This window comes from Fortiea contorta PCC 7126, from assembly GCF_000332295.1.
Classification (GTDB): domain Bacteria; phylum Cyanobacteriota; class Cyanobacteriia; order Cyanobacteriales; family Nostocaceae; genus Fortiea; species Fortiea contorta.
Genome location: NZ_KB235930.1, coordinates 3,509,506 through 3,531,737, shown reverse-complemented (window position 1 = coordinate 3,531,737; position 22,232 = coordinate 3,509,506). Strand labels below are relative to the sequence as shown.

Here is a 22,232-nt window from a genome sequence, read left to right as displayed (position 1 = left end):
AGGGAAGCATCATTCATGTTATATCTAGCTCAGGTGCATAAAAACGAATTTTTAGACCAGCATCAACTACGCTTACTAGCGCGACAAGAAGCAGAAAACCTCTGGATCATGATCCCAGAAGAAGCCTTCATATTATTGGGAAAAGGTAACACCATGAGCGAGAAACTACTCCTCCTAGTCGAACTTTCCCCCACAGGTGATATAGAAAGACTCGAAGACGCCACCAACTGGGTACTATACCTAGTGCAAACCTACCTTGCCAATGGTATCACTCCCGACTTTTTACAACAAGAAGCAGAACGCGCAGAACACTGGCGACAATCCCTCACCTTGCAAAACCAAGACCTAGCTCGTCGTACCATAGAACTAGAAGCCCGACGCGAACAAATCCAAGCCTTAGAAGAAAGTATTAAAAGAGACAAGAATGGTCATCAAAAAGAAAACCCCAGTAACTCATAAAATCTATACCTAACTTACCTCAGTGTACCTCTGTCTGGAAAAGTTTTGTGGAAGGAGACCTTCCCCACAACGCCAGTTGCTCAACGAGGGGAACCCTCGCACGCAACTTTTCGCCGCGTTTAAAAACTCCAGTCATTACTGACCCCTGCATTTTTAAGAGGGGTTGGGGGGATCCAAAGGCTATGGCGCAACTCTACAATACTTGTGTATACACTGTAGCGATGCCTTGGGGAGGGGTCTTGTTGATGTGTCGCATTCTTTTTTCAAATTGGTATTATCACTCGTGGAGACAGGTAATAGGCAATAGGGAAGAAGGCTGTTTGAATGGTACGGAGTTTGTTCAAAAATCAAATATAAGTCCTATCGTTGAGTTTAATTGTACCCATTTACTTAACGCGAAATCAAGGAACAACCACCCGAATTCAAGGAACAACTACCCGAAATCAAGAAACGACCACCCGAATTCAAGAAACGACCACCCGGAATCAAGAAACGACCACCCGGAATCAAGAAACGACCACCCGAATTCAAGAAACGACCACCCGAAATCAAGAAACGACCACCCGAAATCAAGAAACTAAGACTAGGGACTGTTTTCAAAGCTTAAATTAGACTTATACCAATTTTTTATGAAGCTGCATAGAATCCGAGTCCCCCCCAATTATGAAAGTTTCCGTAAATAATGCCATCTGTGCTGTAGCAACTTACAAAAATCCTCATTTATCATCACAGTGCCATGCAGGTTTATTGCAGTCAACAACACTTAAATAATGGTAATAGCCGTTTTTGCACCCACTGTGGTGAACCATTACCGTTACCTGTAGGACAAATTATCAATAAACGCTACCGAATTATCAGACAATTAGGACAAGGCGGCTTTGGTAGAACATATTTAGCCGCAGATGAAAACCAATCTCAACAACAGTGCGTACTCAAAGAATTTGCGCCCCAAGTAGAAGAAAAGCAAGATTTGCAAAAAGCTAAAGAATTGTTTGAGCGGGAAGCGAATGTGTTAAAAAAACTCCAGCACCCGCAAATTCCTCGTTTCCATTCTTCATTTTCAGAAAAACTCAACGGTAAAGATTTATTCTTTCTAGTTCAAGACTATATAGAAGGAGATAACTATTACCAATTATTAGCACAGCGCCAAAGCCAAAGACAGGCTTTTAGTGAAGCAGAAGTAATTACCCTGCTGCAAAATATTCTGCCAGTTTTATCTTACCTGCATTCCCAAGATGTAGTGCACCGCGATATTTCCCCCGATAATTTGATTTTGCGTCGCAGTGATAATTTACCTGTGCTGATTGATTTTGGTGGCGTGAAACAATTACCCGCTTCTCAAGGTTTATGGTTAACTAAATTGGGCGTGAATCACACTTTGTTGGGGAAAAAAGGCTACGCACCTGAAGAGCAACTACGCCAAGGAAAGGCTTTTTATAGTAGCGATTTATATTCCTTAGCAGTCACATCCTTGGTATTGCTCACAGGTAAAGAACCGCAACACCTTTATGATAGCTATCAGGGACTGTGGCTTTGGGGAAAAGAAATCAAAGTCACTCCCCAACTGGAAACTGTACTCAAAAAGATGTTGGCTTATAAACCGAGCGATCGCTACCAAAATGCAGCTCAAGTTCTCAAAAGTTTACCTTCGGCAAATTCATTCAAACCAGCCAACCCTTATGTTACCAGAATCAAGACTATGGTAGCAGCTCCTGGCGTCAAACGTACCCAAGCGATCGCCAGTAAATTTCACAGTAAGACGCAAATAGCCGTGCAAAAAATCCCCATGCCAGTTTGGCTGCGTCCATTTGCTGTTAGTCTAGTGGGAACAAGTGTAGTTGTCATCAGTGTCGCTGGCACTTTCACACTCGTCAACGCCGCATGGCGAGGAATCACCTCTATCTCTTTACCGACAATTTCCCTACCAAAGTTCCCAGAGGGAGGAGAACCCGCAGCTAAACCCACCAGCGACAAAAATACAACTCGGATTGCACAAATTTTCAATCGCCGTCAACAGTTAGAAATCCCCGAAGGATTTTTTATCAGGATGGCGGATAGTATATTTTATACAAAAAAACCAGAATTACAAGGTCGCAGCCTCACTGCTAAACCAGAAGACGCAGCCCTCCGAGATGAATGGTACGCAGTGGCGGAAGATTTATTGAAAAAAATAGAACAAGCTAACCTCAGTACACCAACACGTCGTCAACTAGGAAACTATAGTCAAAGAAATTATGACATCTGGAGACAACAAGCACAGAATAGGCAGCTTGGTAATTATACTATTAATCAGTTAAATAAAGACACCTACGCAAAATTTGATCGCTTGTTTCCTGGTCAACAGCGTGGGAAACTAAATCAGCAGACCTACGGGCAAATTTGGTATGCGATCGCCGCTGATCAAGTCAGTAAAGTACAATCAAGCAATTAGGGAAATGGGTAACAGGGAAGAAACTTTTGACTCTCGGTCAATCACAAATGACAATTTATTGTTCTCAAGGACACAAAAATCCGCAAGATAGCCGTTTTTGCCTCACTTGTGGGGAAAAATTATTGAATATGTCTATAAATAATACTATCCAGTCAGGGCAAACTTTGGGCGATCGCTATGTAATTGTGCGTCAACTTGGTCAAGGAGGGTTTGGACGCACTTATTTAGCTGAAGACCTCAACCGCTTCCGGGAACTTTGCGTATTGAAAGAATTTTCTCCCCAAGTACAAACTGCTTATGTTTTGCAAAAAGCAGAGGAACTTTTTCAGCGAGAAGCCAGCGTTCTTTACAAACTACAACATCCCCAAATTCCCCGCTTCCGAGAAATTTTTCGCATCAATTTAAGTGCTAAAGAATACCTATTTTTAGTCCAAGATTATGTAGAAGGACAAACCTATAGTTCTTTATTTAATAGCCGTAATCAGCATGGTGGGAAATTTACAGAAGCAGAAATCCGCCAATTAATGCAGCAAATTTTACCTGTATTAGAGTATGTTCACTCAATGGGGGTAATTCACCGGGATATTTCTCCCGATAACTTAATGCTGCGAACTGCAGATCAACTACCTGTATTAATTGATTTTGGTGGTGTTAAACAAGTAGTCGCGGCGGTAGCTTCTCAATATTATGAATCCGGCGCGGCTACATCTTCCCCAGTCCCAACTTTGTTAGGAAAAGTGGGATTCGCTCCTCCAGAACAGATGCAAACCGGGTCAGTCTCTCCCCACAGCGATTTATATGCTTTAGCTGTGACAGTGTTAGTTTTACTGACAGGGAAACAACCCCAAGAATTAATTGATACTCATACCCTAACTTGGAAATGGCAACAGGAAGTGAGCACGAGTCCAATTTTAGGGCAAATACTGAATAGAATGTTATCACCTCGCCCAGGCGATCGCTATCAATCAGCCCGTCAAGTTATAGAAGCCCTAGCCCCATCCCCACTCACCTACTCCCCCACTCAACCCCCAATCCCCGCACCCATCCCCACATCCGGTACAGTCGCTGTCTCCCCACCTTCCTATCCCTCCGTCTCCTCACCTGCTCCCCAACCCAACACCTGGACACCAACAAAAATTATCCTCACAGTATTGATGTTGACGGGTCTTGCGGGGTTGAGTTGGTGGGGAACCAATAGCTGGATACAATCCCGTTCTGGTGCGGACAATTCCGGCGTTATCGACCCCACACCTACCGCTAGCCCCACTAACTCCGCCCAATACTCACCAGCAGAACGCCAGCGTAAACAAAGATTAAGCGATCGCCGTCAACAACTAGGTATTGATGCCAACTTTTTCGTTAACTTAGTCAATGAAATTTTTTGGGAAAAAAACCCCAATTTGCAAGGACGCGCCCTTAGTGATGGCGCAGAAGATGAAAATTTGCGCGCCGAATGGGATCAATTAGCAGGACAATTATTAGATAAACTTTCTACCATGAGTGCCAAAGCTCGCCAGCAATTGGGTACTTATACAACAGCTGAACGCGATCGTTGGAAGGTAGAAGTTAACCAAATCAACGTTGGTAGCCGTTCTTTGTACGACTTAGGTGATGCGGCTTTCTTCAGTGCTTTCCCGGAACAACGAGGTAAAAATTTTCTTGAGCAACCAGTCGGACAAGTTTGGTACGGCTTCGTTAGCGACAAACTTAGCGCACTCTTAGCAGGTAGCGCTTTTCAAAAAATCGTTTTTGACCAAGGCGCCACCAGCAAAACAGTTAGTGGTACTCTCAACCGCGCCAATGGTAAAGTTTTCATTGCCGAACTCAGCCAAGAACAATCTCTAGCAGTAAACCTGAAAGCCAACCCCAGAATTTTGCTGTCGATTTACTCCCCCTCCGGTAGAGTGCAATTTTTAGAAGACTCCAGACAGCGAACGCTTTCAGCAAAGCTACCAGAAAGCGGTTTTTATGAGTTTGTTGTTGTCTCCACAGCATCACAGCCACTAGATTATCAACTCAGCATCACAGCTGAAAATCCCACCCCCACAGAAACACCCACACCCACACCCACAGAAACATCCACACCAACCCCCACAGAAACGCCCACACCCACACCCACCCCCACAGAAACACCCACACCCACGCCAGAAACTACGCCAGGAACTTGAAGTCATTGGCGCCTGGGGTAAATCTTTATCTATTACCTATTGCCAATTGTCCCAACAATGTGCATTCCCAAACAAGCCGTGGTTGAGCATAACAAAGTAAAGCTTTACGGGCTTGTTCTAGCTGCTGTATTGCACCTGATTGATGCCATTTTTGCCAATAGGTATGCTGGAGATAATCGACTAGCCATAATTGCTGTTCATTATCCAATTCTTGAGCAATTCTCTTCGCTAATTCCAAAGCTTGACGGTGGGATGAGGGCGGTTTAGTCACATCTGATAATAACTGTTCAGGGATGGCTATGAGTTGCTCATAACAGGCGATCGCACTTCCTGGACTACCTGCTGCTATACTCAACACTACTGGATGCTGGAGAATTTCTCGATGTCCAGTTTGCGTGAGTACCTGAGTTAAAGACGGTTCATCTAAACGATAAAAAGGAATCCGATGAGTACGGGACACTAAAGTTGGTAAAATCGATTCCAAAGACGGTGCAATTAAAATGAGTGTCGCTTGTCCTGGTTCTTCTAAAGTTTTTAATAAAGCATTAGCTGCAGGTTCCGCCATTGTCTGGGCTGCTTCTAAGACTACCACATTCCTGGATGCTTCCATTGGTGGACGGCTGAGAAATTCAGTAACTTGGCGAATTTGCTCTAGCCTAATTATCGCTCCTGAGGTGCGCTTGAGTCCCTTTTCTTTAACCTCTGCGGCTGTCAGTCGTTGTCCTTGATGTTGATATGTCGGCTGCACCCATAATAAATCAGGATGGTTGCCTTGGGACAAACGGCTGTGTAGCGAATGTTGTCGGGTTTGCGAAAACAGCAATTCAATAAAACAGCGAGCGGCTAAACTTCTTCCCACACCATCCGGTCCGACAAATAGATACGCAGGTGCTAGCCGTTTCTGCGTCACAGCTTGTGTGAGTAACTCTACGGCTTGTGGTTGTCCTACCAGGGGTGCAAAGAAGTTGAACATGATTTGGTGAACAGAGGGGATAGGGGATAGGGGATAGGGGATAGGGGATAGGGGATAGGGGATAGGGAATAGGGAACAGGGAATAGGGAACGAAAAAACGATATGTGTAATTAATTCTGTTTGGGTACTTATATGTTATCTAATGCCCCATGACCGCAAGTGTACACCCAAAACTTCCCGTATCGCTTGGTGTACAGCGGTAATAGTTGCGTTACCATCTATCCTGACAATCCCTTCTGGATAAGATGTGGCTAACTCTGCGTATCCTTGCTGGACTCGACGATGAAAAGCGATCGCTTCTTGCTCAATCCGGTCTAAACTGTCAAAATCTCCTCGTTTGCGGGCTAGTCCCACCTCCACATCGATATCTAACCAAATAGTTAAGTCGCTTTGCAAACCACCAGTCGCAATCTGGTTGAGTTGATGAATTAAACTCATATCTAAACCCCGACCATAACCTTGGTAGGCAATGGTAGAGTCAGTATAGCGATCGCACAAAATATATTTTCCTGCGGCTAAGTTGGGTTTGAGTTCCTGTTCCACATGTTGCGCTCTATCAGCAGCATACAACAATAATTCTGTCAACTGAGTAATTGATTGATTGTCTGCTTTCGCTAACAATAAGTGACGCAGATGTCGCCCTAGTTCCGTCCCCCCTGGTTCACGAGTAACAACTGCAATGATCCCCAAACTTTGCAACCATTCTTGAGTTAGTTGCATTTGACTGGTTTTACCGCAGCCTTCGACTCCTTCAAAAATAATTAATTTCCCATTCATATTCTTCTAATTTTACTGCTACTGACTGATGGCAGACTGCCAGTTAAATAAACACCAGCACATCACCGATATCTATCTACCATGGTTTATTCTTGAAGCTTCTGGAGTCAATAAAAAAACATACTCCCACACCACAGGTGGAAATCAAACAAAACTTGATGAGAATTAAAATAATCTTAACCTCAGTGAATTTATACAGATAAAATGCTTTGGTTGACAAAATTAGTTACCAGACTAGCACACAAAATCAAGCATTCATTCAACTTAATTACACTAGTACAGCACAGCGTAAGTAAGGCTACTATTGTAAAACTGTAAAAAGTATATAGTATGTGCCTCTTACTTTCATAATTCATACTTTATACTTCAGCTTTCTTGTACTAGATATGAACGTATGAGTTTAGACTAATCTATATATTTATCAGATCGTCATACAACAGTATTAGAGAAAACAACCGTGCATTTATTCCTGTGGTAAGAGGACAGAGAATGAGCATAAGCTAATTAATTAAGTTTATACGTTTACATAGTTATAGGATATATATCCTATCTATCTCCTCTCTTGGAGCAAGAATTGCCAGTTAGCAGCTATGATTTATCAATGGATACCAAACACCCAAAAAATTTAGCGTTACTATTTCTGAAAACCCGCATTAAACAAGTCTTTCCTAATTACGAATTACTAACTAGCGTATCGTCCTATTTACTGTTTTCCCCACTGTTTGCTATATTATTCAAATCTTGGATGCTAGGACGCTTACGCCAAGCTACTCTTATCGTCTTTCTCCAGTAGATTGTTATTTGCCAACTTATCTGCTATTTTATGAAAAATTTTCGTCAGTTAATCTGAATATCAAATATACTACCACTGTAAAAATACTTATTTCTTTAACTAAAGTTGAGCAACAGATTTTTTTCTATTAACTCTATAGTTGTCAATTTTTATGAAGCAGGAACCTAATTTTCTTTCAGAACTGTGTGATTTTCTATATCCTAGAAGTGCGTACCACGGTCAGTTTAAGCCAGAGCATTTAGTTTTTAATGCCAATCTCCAAGAATTCTCTCAAAAAGTCAGCTACATTTGTAACCTGCAAACTGGTGGGAAAATATCCCCAGAAGAAGCTTATCAAGAAATACATCTGCTCTGGAAACAGTTAAAACGGGCCAAAAAAGAATTAGAGATTAAATAAAACTGTGAAACGAGTTGTTTTTTGCGACTTTGACGGCACGATCACAGTTGAGGAAACCTTTGTAGCCGTGCTCAAAAAGTTCGCGCCACAAATTTCTGCCCAACTACTACCAGAAATCTATGCCCAAAGGGTATCCCTGCGAGAGGGAGTCCCGAAAATGCTGGGATCAATACCATCCTTGCGTTATCCCGAAATTTTAGAATTTACCCAACTCCAGCCGATTCGCCAAGATTTTGTCCAGCTCCTTGATTTTCTGGAGTTTCAGGGAGTACCTTTGGTAGTCGTTTCTGGTGGACTGCGAGGGATGGTAGAAGTGGTTCTAGACACATTAGTCAACCGAATTCATGCCATCCATGCTGTAGATGTAGATACCAGTGAACCTTATATAAAAGTACGCTCTGAATATCAAGGAGGGTCAGAGCTGGTTGCTAAAGCGCAGGTAATGGCTAAGTACCCAGCAGAGCAGAAAATAGCAATCGGCGACTCCATCACCGACTTAAATATGGCACTTCAAGCTTCTATTGTCTTTGCGCGCCCTCCCCTCACAAAATATTTAGATGAACAACACAAAACCTACATCCCCTGGAATAACTTCTCAGATGTGCGTGACTATCTAGTGCAACTATGGAAGCAAGCTTAATTTGGGGAGATGGAAAGATGAAGGAAAAAATACAAATGACAAATCTACAAATCTTTTTAGACATCGCCACAGAAGCAGCTTTAGCCGCTGGTGGCGTATTGCAGAGTTATTTGGGTAAGTTAGAAGACGCAGTTATCGAAAAAGGGCGGCCCGGTGATTTAGTTACCGCTGCTGATAAAGCTTCAGAAGCGGTGATTTTAGAAATTTTGCATCGCCACTTTCCCCAACATTCGATCTTGGCTGAGGAATCGGGGAAGATAGGAAATCAAGAAAATGAGTATCTTTGGGCGATCGATCCCTTGGATGGTACAACTAATTATGCCCATCAATACCCAAGTTTTGCTGTTTCTATTGGGCTGTTAATTCACGGTGTGCCGGAAGTTGGTGTAATTTATGACCCTTCTCGTGAGGAGCTATTCCGTGCGGCTACTAACTTGGGAGCAACACGGAACCGCCGACCGATCAAAGTTTCTGACGTCTCTGAGCTAAATAAAAGCTTACTAGTGACGGGGTTTGCTTACGATCGCCGCGAAACACCAGACAACAACTATGCAGAATTTAGCCACCTCACCCATCTTACCCAAGGTGTGAGGCGCAGCGGTTCAGCAGCAATGGACTTAGCATATGTAGCCTGTGGGCGAGTTGATGGCTATTGGGAACGGGGACTTTCGCCTTGGGATATTACCGCCGGGATAATTTTGTTACAAGAAGCCGGGGGGAAAGTCAGCGCCTATGATGGTACACCAGTCAAAATTGAGTCCGGGAGACTACTCGCTACTAATGGTTACATTCATGACAACCTGAGTCGAGAATTGATACAAGTCCCGCCACTCTCAACGTGGAAGTGAATTAGGGTATGGGGAATGGGGCCATTGGTGTCAACTTAAGCTAAAACCTTTGTCCCCCAGGCGTTTTACCCCACCCCTTAATCCCCTCCCCTTACCAAGGGGAGGGGAGGTTTTGCGCCAGCAAAGCCGGGGTGGGGTAACGCGGATTGTCATGGTAAGTGAGTGAATCCAAAATCGAGTTTTGACAAGGGTTTTACGCTAAGTTGACACGTATGGAATGGGGCTTCCCCAATACCCGATGTATCGAAGTAAACTAGAAAGAATCTCTCAGCTACTTCGGTGCATACACATTTATGTCTTTAAGAATAGATAGCGGACTTTTTAAATATGATTTCATAGATCATCATGCAGTTTTGTGCGTGCCGGTGGATGCGGATGTGAAAGATATCCGTAAACGCTACCTAGCTATTGCTCGCCGTTTGCATCCAGATAGTAATAATGGTGCAAGTGCAGCGCAGAAACAACTAGCGGGTGAATTGTTATCAAAGTTAGTTAACCCAGCTTATGAAAAACTGACTTCAGAGCGATCGCGCTCAGAATATATGATTGTTTTAGCACAGATGGGCAAGCGCCTTGTACAGGAATCGGGATCAGGGGAGGTGAATACAGATTTAGCTAGACAACTGGCGAGTTCACCGCATATGGATCATCTTTATCGAGCAGCGATCGCTAAAATTGCTGCTACTCAATATGACTCATTGCAGCAAGTACCGCAAGTCATCGCCCAAGTTAGCGAGTTGAATTTAATTTACCTGATGCGGAGTGCTGGTAAATCATTAACATCACCCCCACCCACTCCCGTCAAAACCAATACAGCCACTCCGCCTACACCTACCCCAAATAAAGCGCCAGCCAACGAAGATTCTATCGCTGAACAGTATCTGCGTCGCGCTCAAACTTTAATTGCAAAAAACCAATTTACCCAGGCTAAGGTAGAGTTACAAGATGCTCTCAAACTAGAGCCTAAGAATAGCCGCTGTCATAGCCTGATAGCTTTGGTGTATTTGAAACAAAATCAGCTGAAAATGGCCAAGATTCATTTTGACAATGCGCTGAAATTAGATCCCCATGACCAAGCTGCGTTGGATTGGAAACCTAAGATAGACAAGGCTTTGGGACAACAATCTGGTAATTCTCAAGTGGCGCCATCTGTCAATGGGGCTGGTAAACAACCAGATAAGTCTGGGGGTTTATTTGGTGGTTTGTTTGGTGGGAAAAAAAAATAGTGAATCAAGATCCACTTAGATGCTGTAAAGACGTTGCACTGCAACGTCTTTACAAGAAAAATCTAGCAGGAAGGTCGAAAATATCTTGACGACATGTATCTAATCAAACTAGAGATTTAAAGCGATCGCTATTTCCCGAACTCAATCTGCTGATAATGATCGTCCGCTGCCGAGATACAATTAGTTCCATTGCTGAGACTCGTTTTTTTAATTTTGATTTCAGTCTCAATTTATTTCTCTGCTTTTTTAAGCCTGCCTAACTAATTGTAGGTAAAAACTGGGACTGACATTACGGAGGATGGAATGGTGTATCAACCAGCAGCGGGAGCCAGGGATCTTTTACCTTTAGATGTTGCTCAAAAACGCTGGATTGAAGATAGGTTACAGCAGGTGTTTCACCGTTGGGGATATGACAGGATTATCACCTCCACTCTGGAACGCATGGATACTTTGATGGCGGGGGGTGCAATTGGGCGTCAAACAGTGATTCAACTGCAAAATGCCGAGGATGAAGAGTTGGGATTGCGTCCGGAATTGACAGCTTCTATTGCTCGTACTGTCGTCACGCGGATGGCGGGTGTCACTTATCCCCAACGGCTGTACTACAATGGCAATGTTTTTCGGCGAATTCGAGAAAATCGCCACAATCGCCAGCATGAGTTTTATCAAACTGGGGTGGAGTTATTAGGTGCGGGTGGGTTGCTAGCAAATGCGGAAGTGCTGCTATTGGTGGCAGACTGTTTATCAGCACTTGCACTGCAACAATGGCATTTAATTTTAGGCGAAGCTGGGATCACGCGATCGCTTTTCGATGTTTTTCCAGAGAATATCCGCAACAAAGTTCGCACGGCGATCGCTAATCTTGACCGCGTTACTATAGATACCTTACCTCTAGATGAAGAATTACGCGATCGCGCCCGGTTGATGTTAGATCTGCGTGGTAATAGTGCTGATGTTTTGCAAAAAGTCAATAGTTTGCCTCTCAATTCAGAACAACAAGAGGCGGTGAACAACCTCGCATCTTTGGTACAGTTGTTGGAATCTAGAGGAAACATACCCCTAATTCTCGACCTCAGCTTGATTCAAACCATAGACTACTACACAGGAATTGTGTTTGAGGTGGTCAGTGATACCGCCGGACAAGCCAAAATTTTAGGGCGGGGTGGTCGTTATGACCAGCTTTTGGGACTGTATCATCCCCAAGGGGAAAATATTCCGGGTATTGGTTTTGCACTCAATATTGAAGATTTATACCAAGTCATTCTGTCCACTCAGCAATTACCGCAAAAACCACCAGCGAGTGATTGGTTGATTGTAGCAGCAACACCAAGCGCCGATATCGCCGCCTTCGCCTACGCGCAAAAATTGCGAGATAACGGCGAACGAGTGGAAATCGATTTAGGGGGACGAGATGCTGTAGCCATTCATCAATATGCAAGCGATCGCACTATTGCTCAAATAGCCTGGATTCAGCCTGATGGTTCAGCGACTGTTGAGGTTTTGCGGTGAACAGACTTCTTGCAGAAGTCGGGAACAGGGAACAGAGAGCAGCGCGGTCTTGGGGGTTTCCCCCATGAGCGACTGCGGAGGAACAGGGAACAGAGAGTAGAAAAGGTACTTTTGCAAGAGGTTTAAAGATGAAGTATGAAGGGTGAAGGGTGATACCATTTCACGAAATTATTGATATGCTCACTTTTCTTGCATCCCTTGAATCCCCTGCTTCATCCGTAACAGCCTCACCACCCCACGTCCCCTGCTAGGCTAGAAAGAGTCGATTAAACACAGAGGGGATATAGAACATGCCGCACACAATTGTTACCGATGTTTGTGAAGGTGTAGCAGACTGCGTAGACGCTTGTCCAGTCGCCTGCATTCATGATGGGCCAGGGAAAAACGTTAAAGGAACCGATTGGTACTGGATTGATTTTGCTACTTGCATCGACTGTGGTATATGTATTCAAGTTTGCCCAGTAGAAGGAGCGATCGTACCGGAAGAACGACCAGATTTGCAAAAAATCAAAGATTAATGGTAGACCGAGAGAACAACTCTTGATACCGTAAATTAAAATGGCGTCTTTACTTGTAAACAGATAGTTTGTCGAGATTGTGGATGCTCAAAGTGCAGTTCTCTAGCGTGGAGATGTAGTCTGCTGGTGACTGCAGAGCATCCATAAAGGCGATCGCCTAAAATAGTTTTTCCTAGTCCTTGCGGATCGGCGGCGTGGACTCTGAGTTGATGGGTGCGTCCGGTGAATGGTATAAACTCAACGCGGGTGTAATTTTCCCATCTGGCTATGACTCGGAAGTGCGTTAAGCTGGGTTTACCGTGTTGCCAATGGACTTGTTGATAGGGGCGATTTTGCGGATTTCCCCACAGTGGCAGTTCAATTTTACCTTGGTCAAGAGTGACGATGCCAAAGAGGATAGCGTCGTAGACTTTGTGAATTAACCGTTGTTGAAACTGCTGACTGAGGTGACGGTGGGTCTGGCGATCGCGCGCTAGCAGTAAAATACCGGAAGTTTCTTGATCTAAACGATGGACAGTGGCGAGATTTTTACCGTCAGGTAATGAACAGCGTAACCGACTGAGTACACTATCCTGGCGATCGCTATAACGACCGGGTACGGAAAGTAACCCCGCAGGTTTATTCACAGCAATCAACCATTCATCTGCATAAAGAATCTCCGTCTCTAGATTTTTATTTAAACCTGAAAGCAAAAACCCCATCAACGGCTGACAGCGCTCTACACAAGCTGGGTAAAATTCCCCTTGTATTTTCTCTTGATTAGCTGAAGCTGGGCCCCACCAAAACTCAGCCATCGCTAACGGTTTGAGATCATGCGTAGCGGCGTAATGCAGTAACTTGGGGGCGCAACAGTCTCCTGTACCAGTGGGGATAGAGCCTGCGGGGAGCAATTGCAGCAAGGATGCGGATTTTCCTAAAAAATTCATTAGGGAATAGGTAGCGTGCATCTGAGCTTGCAATTGACGAGATAATGCTTGACGCTGCTGTTTGAGTTCCCGTGTCCGCTCATCTGTGATGGTGATTAACTCTTGGAGGGGTTGTAACATTAAATCACGTTGGCGTTTAAATTGGCGGCGCTCAATTTTTTGCAGACGGCTGGTTGCATCAAGTTGGTCTAACGCAATGCGTAGGGCTTCACCATTGAGGGTTGCGTACAGTAGCTGACGTTGTTCCTGGCGTTGATGTTTGCAGTCTCGATGGTGCTGGTTAATTCCTTGCAGCTTTTGCTCAAACTCGTGAGATAAAGTTGTATATTCTTGTCTTTGTGGTAAGTGCTGTAACTCAATTAGTTGCTGTTTAATAGCTGTAAGTTGAGCTAGTATTTGTGCTTCGGCGACAGCTACCTCCTCTCTTCCCGGAATCGGCGATACCCAGCCCTCAACAACACTGTCACCATGCAAAAGACCAGAGAAGGCTTTGAGGACTCGTTGCTCACCATTTGCTAACTGCACAAGAAGCACCCCATACATCTTACCTTCATAGCCGTGGAGGGGATTTTCACTCAGTTGTAGCATCAAACCACATGCGATCGCTTCCACTAGGGGAGTGCGAGGTAATCTCAGTAATTCAGCAGTTTGGGAACAACGCCCTTGATAGTTGTAGCTGGGGGGTGAATCTGGGAAATTGGGGTGGTGAGGGAGAAAATCGGCAAGGGGATAGAGAATTGCCATATTAATCTTGGTATGACCAATTGTATGGGGCGGGGTCTTCCCGCCCTGACGGCAATTTTAAGCCTGTTCCCAAAGCTGACGCACATAATCAGGGAGCCAACTAGCGATTTCCTGAATTCGCTCTGGAGATAATTCATCTTTAGTAGCGGAAAATACAGCTTTCACCAACCGTTCCCGGTCTACATTTGGTGGTAATCCCCCTTCATTAGCGACACGGAATAAAAAGCGATCGCTATCAATTTTAAAAATACCGGGGCCTTGCCAAGGTGGACGTACTCGGCTTAAAAATCCGACAATGGGGTTTGTATCGTGCCACAAATCGGCAATTTCTAGTTGTAGAGCCTTTTCTTCGGTAATTTCTGCTGGCTTATGCAATTCTCCTTCAACTCGGTCAGCAGCTTCGGTGGTCATCAAGTCACGCAGCACGCGGAATACGACTTCTGTTAAATCTCTGGCGTCATACAGGTCAGCTAAACCGCTCTGGTTTTTCACTTTGTCTAAAAAAGAGCGATGTTCTTCGCTGATCACGCTGCGATCGTCTTCTATCTCTGTGGGGTCAATTTCGGGAATGTTTTTTCTAAATGTTTGATCTGGCATTGTTTTAGATAAATTTTGAGTGTTTATGCTTGCTCATGTAAGGTCGCACAAATCCAAAACTGTTGGTATCGCCCGGAAGTGCGAGATGGTATCTGTTCAAAGGTTATAAAAAATTTCACGCGTTGCTGAATCAAAATATGAATTATTGTCGCGCAAAGGCGCAAAGGCGCAAAGAAAAGAACGCAAACAAGGACTTTTGCACTCTTACTCCATGAACTGCGTTCACAAGGAACAATAAAAATTCCTCTTCCTTGTTCCCCGTTAAGAGTTCCCTATTTTTAAGCCAGGTCTAATGCATACACCGATTGTTGGATTCAATCTATCAAAATAGTGAATTTATCGGACGACTGACGGCTGGAAAACCTCTATCTGGGGCACGATTTGGTGGCTCGGTGGAATCGAGTAAATATGGGGATGCTAAACCTCACAAAGATTGGATTCTATGAAAATGAATGGTTTTGGGCAACAACTATCGATTGTTGGACGCTGGATGGCTACTACTCTGTGTTGTGCATTAGCGATCGCTTTTGCTTGGCAAGGTGCATTTTTTACTAACACTTTAGCCCTTGCAGATTCTAGCAGCTTAATTGCATCTGCAGGCGATCGCGTACAGGAAAAAGCTAGTGAAGATGCAGGACGAGCTAAGAGCTTTATCCGCGACACAGCAGACAAGGTGGAGCGCACTGCTTACAAAAACGCCCAGCGCGTTGACGAAGCAACTGATGATAATGGTAGCTTCATTGAGCGCAAAGCTAAGAGAGACGCAGCTCGCATCGAAAGAAGAGCAGAGGAAGATGCAGCTAGAACCCAAAAAGCAGTAGACAACACCAAAAATGTTGTGGAACGCGCCGTTGATAATATCAAGGATGCCTTTAATAAGTAGAAAAATCTTCGCCTCTAGAGGCAGTCTCAAAAATTAGCGCCATAGTCGCCCACTGGTTTGATAGTATTAACGCAGTGGGCGATCGCAATATAGCAGATTTGCAAAAACACTATGGCAAAGCGAAAAAAAAGCAATCTCCAGTGGATTAAGGAAACTCTGGAACTCAAACCTGACCATCGCTGGGAATCTCCGTCAGGCTATAAAATTTTCGTAGCCAACCGAGGGGCTGTTCGCTTCAATGTCCCTGAAGACTGGGTTTTTGAGCCACAAGAAAAATCTTTTAAGTTCCTCGATAAACAGCCACCAGACGACGACTGCTGTTTAGAAGTATCCTTCAATCAACTCCCACCCCACGATTGGAGTCAGTTTCCCCTCAAACGCGCCCTCAAGAAAATCGTCGAAGAAGACGGCCGCAACGTCATCGCTAAAAGCGAAATATTTACCCTCAAACGCCAAACCGCCAAGATTGTTTGGACAGAAATTAAATTTATCGACACACAAGCGGAGCCAAGAGATGCTTTTTCCCGGACTTGCGTTGGTTTAGGATCGAATGTCCAATGCTTAATTACCTTTGATTATTGGGCAGACCAAGCAGAACAACTCACACCGATTTGGGATGAAGTCATGCGTAGTCTCACTCTAGGATTGTACATCAGCGACCCCATGACAGGTACTGCTTTACCAGATTAGTTTTTCATAATTTATAGAGACGTGGTATCGCCACATCTCTGTATGAATACGATTAATTAACCACAGAATGATAATTAACAGCATCGGGTAATTGCTTCTCAACTAATCGCAAAGGTTTATATTGATAAGCAATCATCGCCGTCAAGACAGTTAATATTCCCATAACAATAAACATTAAACCGATACCGCGACCTTGACCAACACCGATAATTGTGCCTATACTACCTGCTAAAAGTCCATTGGGAGTCATTAAAGGCTCAAAGACTTTATCTGCTAAAGGCCCGGCGACAGTGTAAGCAAAGGGTTGTGATGCATTAGCGATCGCTCCCACTGTAGCAAAAACTCGCCCCTGCACACTAGAGGGTACTTTCTTTTGAAAAATAATGTGGGTGGAACTGTTAATAATTGGTAAGCCGAAGAAAAACAAGAAAGCTATCAGCGCTAAAACAGGAACCAATTGATAGAATCCTGCACACGTAATGCAGATTCCACCCAACAGCATAAAACTAAATATACTTAAAATTAAATATTGGGGCGTTTTCACCACACTAACAATTACACTACTCGCTAGCATTCCTACACCACCAATAGTCATAATAGTACCCAATTCCGTAGCTGAAGCAAAGGATAATACTAAAGGCGTAACCAGCATTTGTACAATTCCCACTAAGAAATTGTTCACAGCAAAAAACAGTAACAGTGCAAATAATCCTTTTCTTTTGATTAGATATACTAAACCATAGGATGCTTCCTTAAACCAAGGAGTTATTTGGGCGCGATGTCTGTCAATATATTGTTTAGGAAATGGCATGAATAAAAGAATACTGAAAGCAAAAATAAAAGAAGCAAAATCAATATAAATAATTCCATCAATATCGAGAAAAAGTAATAGAACACCTCCCAATATTGGTGCGACTAATCTACCAGCAGCTTCGCCAATTTGCAGCATCCCATTAGCACGAGCCAAATCTTGAGGAGGTACAAGTAAAGTAGTAGCAGCAGTATAAGCTGGCCATTGAAAAGCTGCGAAGCAAGAACTAATTGCAGCACCCATATAAATGTGCCAAATTGCTAAATCACCAGTAGATAACAAAATTGCAATTACCGCCGTAGAAATTCCTGCACCTAAATCACTAAATAACATTATCCAACGGCGAGGAAATTGATCAACTAACATCCCCGCCAGCGGAGAAATTAAAATCATCGGTAGAGTTGTAAATAGAGAAATGAGAGCAAACTGTGTTACCGAACCAGTTTGTTGATATACCCATACACCCAATGCAAAGCTGGTTAATTGAGAGCCGATGGCAGAAATCATCTGTCCAAACCAGATGATAGTAAAAATTCGCATTCCTGTATTTTTTGGATGTTGGGTCATTGCAATACTCCTTGATGCAGTTAATTATTTTTAGACATAGCGAACTATCTTTAAAAACCTCAACAAAAAAAGTATGAAGTATGATTGATGTAAAATTTTAATTTCATACTTCATACTTCATACTTCATACTTCAATAATTTGCTTGTTCAATGCAATTTTTTAGCTGTTGAGCAACAACTGAAATATGAGGTTGCGCCATCATCGTAATATGGTCGCCTGGGACAAGATGAATATCGATATTTTCAGCAGCAAACTCACCCCATCCCCAGGCTGGGTCTTGGCGTAGTTCAGTCAAAAGTGCAGCATCTTCTGCATTCACTTCGCTAGCACGCAACAAAGTTAAGCGATTTGGGTAAATTTCTTGTGGTGAATATTTGATACTGGCTTGCAAATTCGCCTCGAAAACTTCCACTAAACCGCGCACTTGTTTTGTGTCAGTTCCCGCAGGTAATAAACCAACAGCGATTAATTGTTCTTTGAGATATGCAAATTGTTCGTCGAGTTCTAACGGTTGGAGAATTTCATAGGATATATTTAAACTTTTACCTACCCAACGTTCAATTAAGCGCGCGGTTTCTGTTAATTGAGTTGCATCATCAACATCAATATATATGGGTTTCTCGCTAGCAACAGGAGCGGGTGCATCTAAAATAGCAACTAACGCTACTTCATGTCCTAATTTGACTAATTGTTGGGCGATTTCATAAGCAACTATACCACCAAAAGAATGACCGCCGAGAAAATATGGCCCTTGGGGTTGAACATTTTGCATGGCTTGGATGTAATAAGTCGCCATCTCTTCAACTTTGGTTAATGGTGCTGATTCTGCATTTAAACCTGGTGCTTGTAAGCCGTAAAATGTTTGTTCTGAGCCTAAATAACGAGCCAAATCATGTAGATAAAGAACATTACCACCGCCTCCAGGTAAACAGAAGAAAGGATATTGAGAATTACCTTTTTGAATTTCTACTAAAGGCGACCAAGATGATATTGCTGATGCTTGGTGGAGAATGTTTGCTAAACTTTCAACTGTGGGATTTTGGAATAGTGTTGCTAAAGGTAAATTTTTTCCAAATTCTTGATTGATATGTGCCATCAAGCGTACAGCTAAAAGTGAGTGACCACCTAATTCAAAAAAGCTATCTTTGACGCCTATAGGACGGATGTTGAGCAGATTTTCCCAAATATTTACTAATTTGAGTTCTAAATCATTTCGTGGTGCTAAAAATTCTACTTCTAGTTCATCCAACCGAAATGTATCAGGTTGGGGTAAAGCTTGACGGTCAACTTTTCCATGAGCAGTTAGCGGTATCAATTCCAACATCACGAAGGCAGAAGGTATCATGTATTCAGGTAACTTTGTTTGTAAAAATTGCCGCAGTTCGCTAGTTGTTGGAGCTTGATTTTGAGGAACAATATAACCTACTAAACGTTTGTCTCCTGGTTGGTCTTCTCTAGCGATAACGGTGACAGAATTTACTAAAGGATGTTGAGCTAACAAAGACTCAATTTCTTCTAATTCAATGCGGAATCCGCGAATTTTTACTTGATGGTCAATGCGTCCTAGATACTCAATATTACCATCAGGTAAATATCGCGCTAAGTCTCCAGTTTTATACAAGCGAGAATTGGGTTCATTGCTGAAAGGGTTGGGAATAAAGCGCTGTTGGGTTAATTCTGGACGATTAAGATAACCTCTAGCAACTCCCGCACCACCAATGTACAATTCACCGGGAACACCAATAGGTACGAGTTTTTGATTTTCATCAAGTAAATAAAGTTGCGTATTAGCAATGGGACGACCAATTAAAATGGAACCGGATAAGGACGTTTGCGCGTTAACTTCATAAACACAGCAACCAACCACAGTCTCAGTTGGGCCGTATTCGTTAATGATTCTGGTATTAGGCGCATTATCGCGCCAAAACGTCAAACTTTTACCCAATAATGCTTCACCACCGATAACTAATGCTCTGGTTGCAGTGACACCTTTTTGGTAAGGTAGCATTTGATTGAGCATTTCCAGGTGAGCGGGAGTAATTTTAACTAAGCTATAGTTTTTATCAGATTGCAGCAGTGCAGATAAAGCTTCAATTTCTGCCTTTTCAGGTAACATTACCACCCTTTGTCCAACCAATAGCGGCGAGAATAAGCTGGTAATCGTGGCGTCAAAACCTATGGAAGATTGTACAGGAGCGCCGTAACCTTGAGCAACTGCATACGCATTTGTAGACCAGCTAAGGTAATTAACTAAACCTTTATGGGGAATCATTGTTCCTTTGGGTTTCCCTGTGGAACCGGAGGTGTAGATAATATAAGCGAGATTTTCTGGTGTGATATTGCTGACAGGATTATTGATGCTCAGTGTAGCTGGTAAATCTTGATCAAGACAAATTACATGGGTGTCATATTCCACAAATTTATCTACTAGTTGCTGTTGAGTTAACAGTATGGGAATTTGAGCATCTTCTAACATAAATCCCAGTCGTTCCTGGGGATATGTGGGGTCAAATGGGATATATGCACCACCAGCTTTGAGAATACCAAGAATCCCCACCAGCATATCTAAGGAACGTTCCACACAAATTCCCACCAATATTTCTGGTTTGACTCCCAAACTTTGCAAATGATGCGCTAATTGGTTAGCCTTGGCGTTGAGTTGTGCATATGTGAGATATTCTTGATTAAATTCAACAGCGATATTATTGGGTGTGCGTTCTACTTGTGTTTCAAAGAGTTGATGAATGGATTTATCTTGGGGGTAATCTGTTTTTGTATTGTTGAAAGCAAGCAGTAATTTATGTCGTTCGTTGGCGCTGATAATATTTAAATCAATAATTGCTGCTTCTGGATTATTGATAACGCTGGTGATTAATGTTTGGTATTGTTCAGCGATGACTTTGATACTATCTTCAGAAAATAAGCTGGAATCATAATTCAAGTTTAAAGATAAGTGCTCATTTCCATAAATACTAGAGAGTTTAATTTGAAATTTTTCTGTTACAACAGATTTTTTATATTCAGTAAAAGAGACATCAGCAGCTACATAACTCTCAGACTGGGTTGTAAAATCAAAACAGAAAGGGAAGAAAGCGTGGGACTTAAATTTATCATTGACAGCGATGATATGCTCCCAATCAAAGTATTCTTGCCATTTTTTGACAAATTCTAAAGATGCAGCGACTCTTTCCAGTAGTTCTGAAAATTTGGAATTAGTTTCCAGATGAGAATGAGTAGGTAAATATTTAGTTAAAAGTCCCAAAACATCTTTTAATTCCTCATATTCCCGCCCATTACCTGCAACACCAATCACAATGTCAGACTGTCCGCTCAAGCGCCACAGCAACACTTGCCAAGCAGCTAGTAAAATTGTTTCGACTGAAGTTTGATATTTTTCGGATAATATTTGCAGTTTGGTTAGTGTGTCTGAATTAATATTTAAGGAAAGTGATTGAGGTGCAAATTGCTTCTTGCTTTTATTTTCAAAAGGAATTCGCAAATCTAAGACAGCAGAAATATTTTGTTGAAGCCAATATTTTCTGGCTGTTTCCGTATCCTCAGAATCTAATAAATCATTCAGCCATTCGGAAACATCAGCATATTGCATCACTTCATCTGTTAATTTTTCACCTTGCAAACAAGCTGTGTAAGTGCGACCAATTTCGTTTGTAAGGTTATCGAGTGTTGTTGCATCTGCATATAAAGCAGGTAAACTGATAAACAAGATATGCTTGTTTGTAGAGAACTTAATTAAATTAAAGTGTAAATTCGCGGCTTGTGTTAAATTGAAAACTCGCAAATTATCATCTTGAAAAAGTGCATCGATTTTAGCTATTTGTAACTGGGGAGTTAAATTACTCCAATCGGATGCTTGAAGGGTGATTTTGGATTCATTATTAATCGATTGTAAGGGAAGATTCATTCCTGGTAAAGAATGAAAAGATGTGCGGAGAAATTCTAGGCGATCGCTAATTTTTTCTAAAGCCAATTTCAGGGTATGATAGTTAAGATTACCGTCAACATTTATGGCTATTTGAGCACAATAAACTTGTGCATTGTCTTGCATCTGCAACCATAAATGCTTTTGTTGCGGAGAAATACGAATCAGATTAGTCATTTCTGCGTGCATAAAATTAAAATCCTGAGCAAATTAATCAATGTTGGGGATACAAGCTGCATCCATGTTTCAATAGGGGTAGGAAAATTGATTTATGCTCTCGGTTGCCAAAAATTAAATGAAAACTCCCAAATGCTTACGTGACAAGCGTTTGGGA

At 42.7% G+C, this 22,232-nt stretch carries 18 protein-coding genes; 12 read left to right on the top strand and 6 right to left on the bottom strand.

Going from position 1 to position 22,232, the window contains the following annotated elements:
- Positions 1 to 15 precede the first annotated feature (15 nt).
- The 3 genes from MIC7126_RS0116190 to MIC7126_RS0116175 all read left to right on the top strand — a co-directional run bounded on the left by MIC7126_RS0116190 (position 16) and on the right by MIC7126_RS0116175 (position 5,058).
- Complete coding sequence (locus tag MIC7126_RS0116190; RefSeq protein WP_017654209.1) at positions 16 to 459, top strand: hypothetical protein; 444 nt, start codon at positions 16 to 18, stop codon at positions 457 to 459.
- Positions 460 to 1,195: 736 nt separating this feature from the next.
- The gene (locus MIC7126_RS0116180; RefSeq protein WP_017654207.1) at positions 1,196 to 2,890 is read left to right on the top strand and encodes a serine/threonine-protein kinase; all 1,695 of its coding nucleotides are present in this window, start codon (positions 1,196 to 1,198) and stop codon (positions 2,888 to 2,890) included.
- Between the two features lie 47 nt (positions 2,891 to 2,937).
- Positions 2,938 to 5,058, top strand: coding sequence for a serine/threonine-protein kinase (locus MIC7126_RS0116175; protein WP_017654206.1), 2,121 nt, complete (start codon positions 2,938 to 2,940; stop codon positions 5,056 to 5,058).
- Between the two features lie 25 nt (positions 5,059 to 5,083).
- Here the strand turns inward: MIC7126_RS0116175 and MIC7126_RS0116170 are convergent, their stop codons facing one another.
- Both MIC7126_RS0116170 and tmk read right to left on the bottom strand, forming a co-directional pair.
- A complete protein-coding gene (locus MIC7126_RS0116170) occupies positions 5,084 to 6,031 on the bottom strand; it encodes a DNA polymerase III subunit delta' (RefSeq protein ID WP_017654205.1) in 948 nt (315 codons plus the stop codon).
- A gap of 135 nt (positions 6,032 to 6,166) precedes the next feature.
- Positions 6,167 to 6,808 (bottom strand): dTMP kinase, encoded by a 642-nt coding sequence (tmk, locus tag MIC7126_RS0116165; RefSeq protein WP_017654204.1) that lies wholly within the window; start codon positions 6,806 to 6,808, stop codon positions 6,167 to 6,169.
- Positions 6,809 to 7,752: 944 nt separating this feature from the next.
- Here tmk and MIC7126_RS0116160 point away from each other — a divergent pair.
- From MIC7126_RS0116160 to MIC7126_RS0116135, 6 genes are all read left to right on the top strand, one after another.
- Positions 7,753 to 7,998, top strand: coding sequence for a DUF7219 family protein (locus MIC7126_RS0116160; protein ID WP_017654203.1), 246 nt, complete (start codon positions 7,753 to 7,755; stop codon positions 7,996 to 7,998).
- A 4-nt stretch (positions 7,999 to 8,002) separates the two neighbouring features.
- Positions 8,003 to 8,638 (top strand): HAD-IB family phosphatase, encoded by a 636-nt coding sequence (locus MIC7126_RS0116155; protein WP_017654202.1) that lies wholly within the window; start codon positions 8,003 to 8,005, stop codon positions 8,636 to 8,638.
- A gap of 35 nt (positions 8,639 to 8,673) precedes the next feature.
- Entirely contained in the window at positions 8,674 to 9,486 is an 813-nt protein-coding gene (locus MIC7126_RS0116150; RefSeq protein WP_026100308.1) for an inositol monophosphatase family protein, read from the top strand.
- Between the two features lie 293 nt (positions 9,487 to 9,779).
- Complete coding sequence (locus MIC7126_RS0116145) at positions 9,780 to 10,712, top strand: J domain-containing protein (protein ID WP_017654200.1); 933 nt, start codon at positions 9,780 to 9,782, stop codon at positions 10,710 to 10,712.
- Between the two features lie 303 nt (positions 10,713 to 11,015).
- Complete coding sequence (locus MIC7126_RS0116140; RefSeq protein ID WP_017654199.1) at positions 11,016 to 12,221, top strand: ATP phosphoribosyltransferase regulatory subunit; 1,206 nt, start codon at positions 11,016 to 11,018, stop codon at positions 12,219 to 12,221.
- 290 nt (positions 12,222 to 12,511) lie between these two features.
- On the top strand, positions 12,512 to 12,739 hold the full coding sequence (locus MIC7126_RS0116135) for an indolepyruvate ferredoxin oxidoreductase subunit alpha (RefSeq protein ID WP_017654198.1): 228 nt from the start codon (positions 12,512 to 12,514) through the stop codon (positions 12,737 to 12,739).
- 35 nt (positions 12,740 to 12,774) lie between these two features.
- On the opposite strand, the gene MIC7126_RS0116130 is transcribed toward MIC7126_RS0116135, so the two are convergent.
- Positions 12,775 to 14,409: an RluA family pseudouridine synthase gene (locus tag MIC7126_RS0116130; protein ID WP_017654197.1), complete on the bottom strand. Its 1,635-nt coding sequence runs from the start codon at positions 14,407 to 14,409 to the stop codon at positions 12,775 to 12,777.
- A 57-nt stretch (positions 14,410 to 14,466) separates the two neighbouring features.
- Positions 14,467 to 15,006 carry a DUF2267 domain-containing protein gene (locus tag MIC7126_RS0116125; RefSeq protein WP_017654196.1) on the bottom strand — a complete coding sequence of 180 codons (540 nt, stop codon included), beginning with the start codon at positions 15,004 to 15,006 and terminating at the stop codon, positions 14,467 to 14,469.
- Between the two features lie 305 nt (positions 15,007 to 15,311).
- On the opposite strand from MIC7126_RS0116125, the gene MIC7126_RS30510 reads away from it, so the two are divergent.
- From MIC7126_RS30510 to MIC7126_RS0116115, 3 genes are all read left to right on the top strand, one after another.
- Complete coding sequence (locus MIC7126_RS30510) at positions 15,312 to 15,452, top strand: hypothetical protein (protein ID WP_154655903.1); 141 nt, start codon at positions 15,312 to 15,314, stop codon at positions 15,450 to 15,452.
- The gene (locus tag MIC7126_RS0116120) at positions 15,449 to 15,889 is read left to right on the top strand and encodes a hypothetical protein (RefSeq protein ID WP_017654195.1); all 441 of its coding nucleotides are present in this window, start codon (positions 15,449 to 15,451) and stop codon (positions 15,887 to 15,889) included. The genes MIC7126_RS30510 and MIC7126_RS0116120 overlap by 4 nt, the downstream gene beginning before the upstream one ends.
- A 111-nt stretch (positions 15,890 to 16,000) precedes the next feature.
- Positions 16,001 to 16,579: a hypothetical protein gene (locus MIC7126_RS0116115; protein WP_017654194.1), complete on the top strand. Its 579-nt coding sequence runs from the start codon at positions 16,001 to 16,003 to the stop codon at positions 16,577 to 16,579.
- Positions 16,580 to 16,631: 52 nt separating this feature from the next.
- On the opposite strand, the gene MIC7126_RS0116110 is transcribed toward MIC7126_RS0116115, so the two are convergent.
- The gene (locus MIC7126_RS0116110) at positions 16,632 to 17,957 is read right to left on the bottom strand and encodes an MFS transporter (RefSeq protein WP_017654193.1); all 1,326 of its coding nucleotides are present in this window, start codon (positions 17,955 to 17,957) and stop codon (positions 16,632 to 16,634) included.
- Positions 17,958 to 18,088: 131 nt separating this feature from the next.
- A complete protein-coding gene (locus MIC7126_RS0116105) occupies positions 18,089 to 22,087 on the bottom strand; it encodes a non-ribosomal peptide synthetase (protein ID WP_017654192.1) in 3,999 nt (1,332 codons plus the stop codon).
- Positions 22,088 to 22,232: the final 145 nt, after the last annotated feature.

Coding starts and splice junctions, on each gene's coding strand:
- MIC7126_RS0116190 (WP_017654209.1), top strand. CDS start 16: ATGTTATATCTAGCTCAGGTGCATAAAAACGAATTTTTAGACCAGCAT.
- MIC7126_RS0116180 (WP_017654207.1), top strand. CDS start 1,196: ATGCAGGTTTATTGCAGTCAACAACACTTAAATAATGGTAATAGCCGT.
- MIC7126_RS0116175 (WP_017654206.1), top strand. CDS start 2,938: ATGACAATTTATTGTTCTCAAGGACACAAAAATCCGCAAGATAGCCGT.
- MIC7126_RS0116170 (WP_017654205.1), bottom strand. CDS start 6,031: ATGTTCAACTTCTTTGCACCCCTGGTAGGACAACCACAAGCCGTAGAG.
- tmk (WP_017654204.1), bottom strand. CDS start 6,808: ATGAATGGGAAATTAATTATTTTTGAAGGAGTCGAAGGCTGCGGTAAA.
- MIC7126_RS0116160 (WP_017654203.1), top strand. CDS start 7,753: ATGAAGCAGGAACCTAATTTTCTTTCAGAACTGTGTGATTTTCTATAT.
- MIC7126_RS0116150 (WP_026100308.1), top strand. CDS start 8,674: ATGACAAATCTACAAATCTTTTTAGACATCGCCACAGAAGCAGCTTTA.
- MIC7126_RS0116145 (WP_017654200.1), top strand. CDS start 9,780: ATGTCTTTAAGAATAGATAGCGGACTTTTTAAATATGATTTCATAGAT.
- MIC7126_RS0116140 (WP_017654199.1), top strand. CDS start 11,016: ATGGTGTATCAACCAGCAGCGGGAGCCAGGGATCTTTTACCTTTAGAT.
- MIC7126_RS0116135 (WP_017654198.1), top strand. CDS start 12,512: ATGCCGCACACAATTGTTACCGATGTTTGTGAAGGTGTAGCAGACTGC.
- MIC7126_RS0116130 (WP_017654197.1), bottom strand. CDS start 14,409: ATGGCAATTCTCTATCCCCTTGCCGATTTTCTCCCTCACCACCCCAAT.
- MIC7126_RS0116125 (WP_017654196.1), bottom strand. CDS start 15,006: ATGCCAGATCAAACATTTAGAAAAAACATTCCCGAAATTGACCCCACA.
- MIC7126_RS0116120 (WP_017654195.1), top strand. CDS start 15,449: ATGAAAATGAATGGTTTTGGGCAACAACTATCGATTGTTGGACGCTGG.
- MIC7126_RS0116115 (WP_017654194.1), top strand. CDS start 16,001: ATGGCAAAGCGAAAAAAAAGCAATCTCCAGTGGATTAAGGAAACTCTG.
- MIC7126_RS0116110 (WP_017654193.1), bottom strand. CDS start 17,957: ATGACCCAACATCCAAAAAATACAGGAATGCGAATTTTTACTATCATC.
- MIC7126_RS0116105 (WP_017654192.1), bottom strand. CDS start 22,087: ATGCACGCAGAAATGACTAATCTGATTCGTATTTCTCCGCAACAAAAG.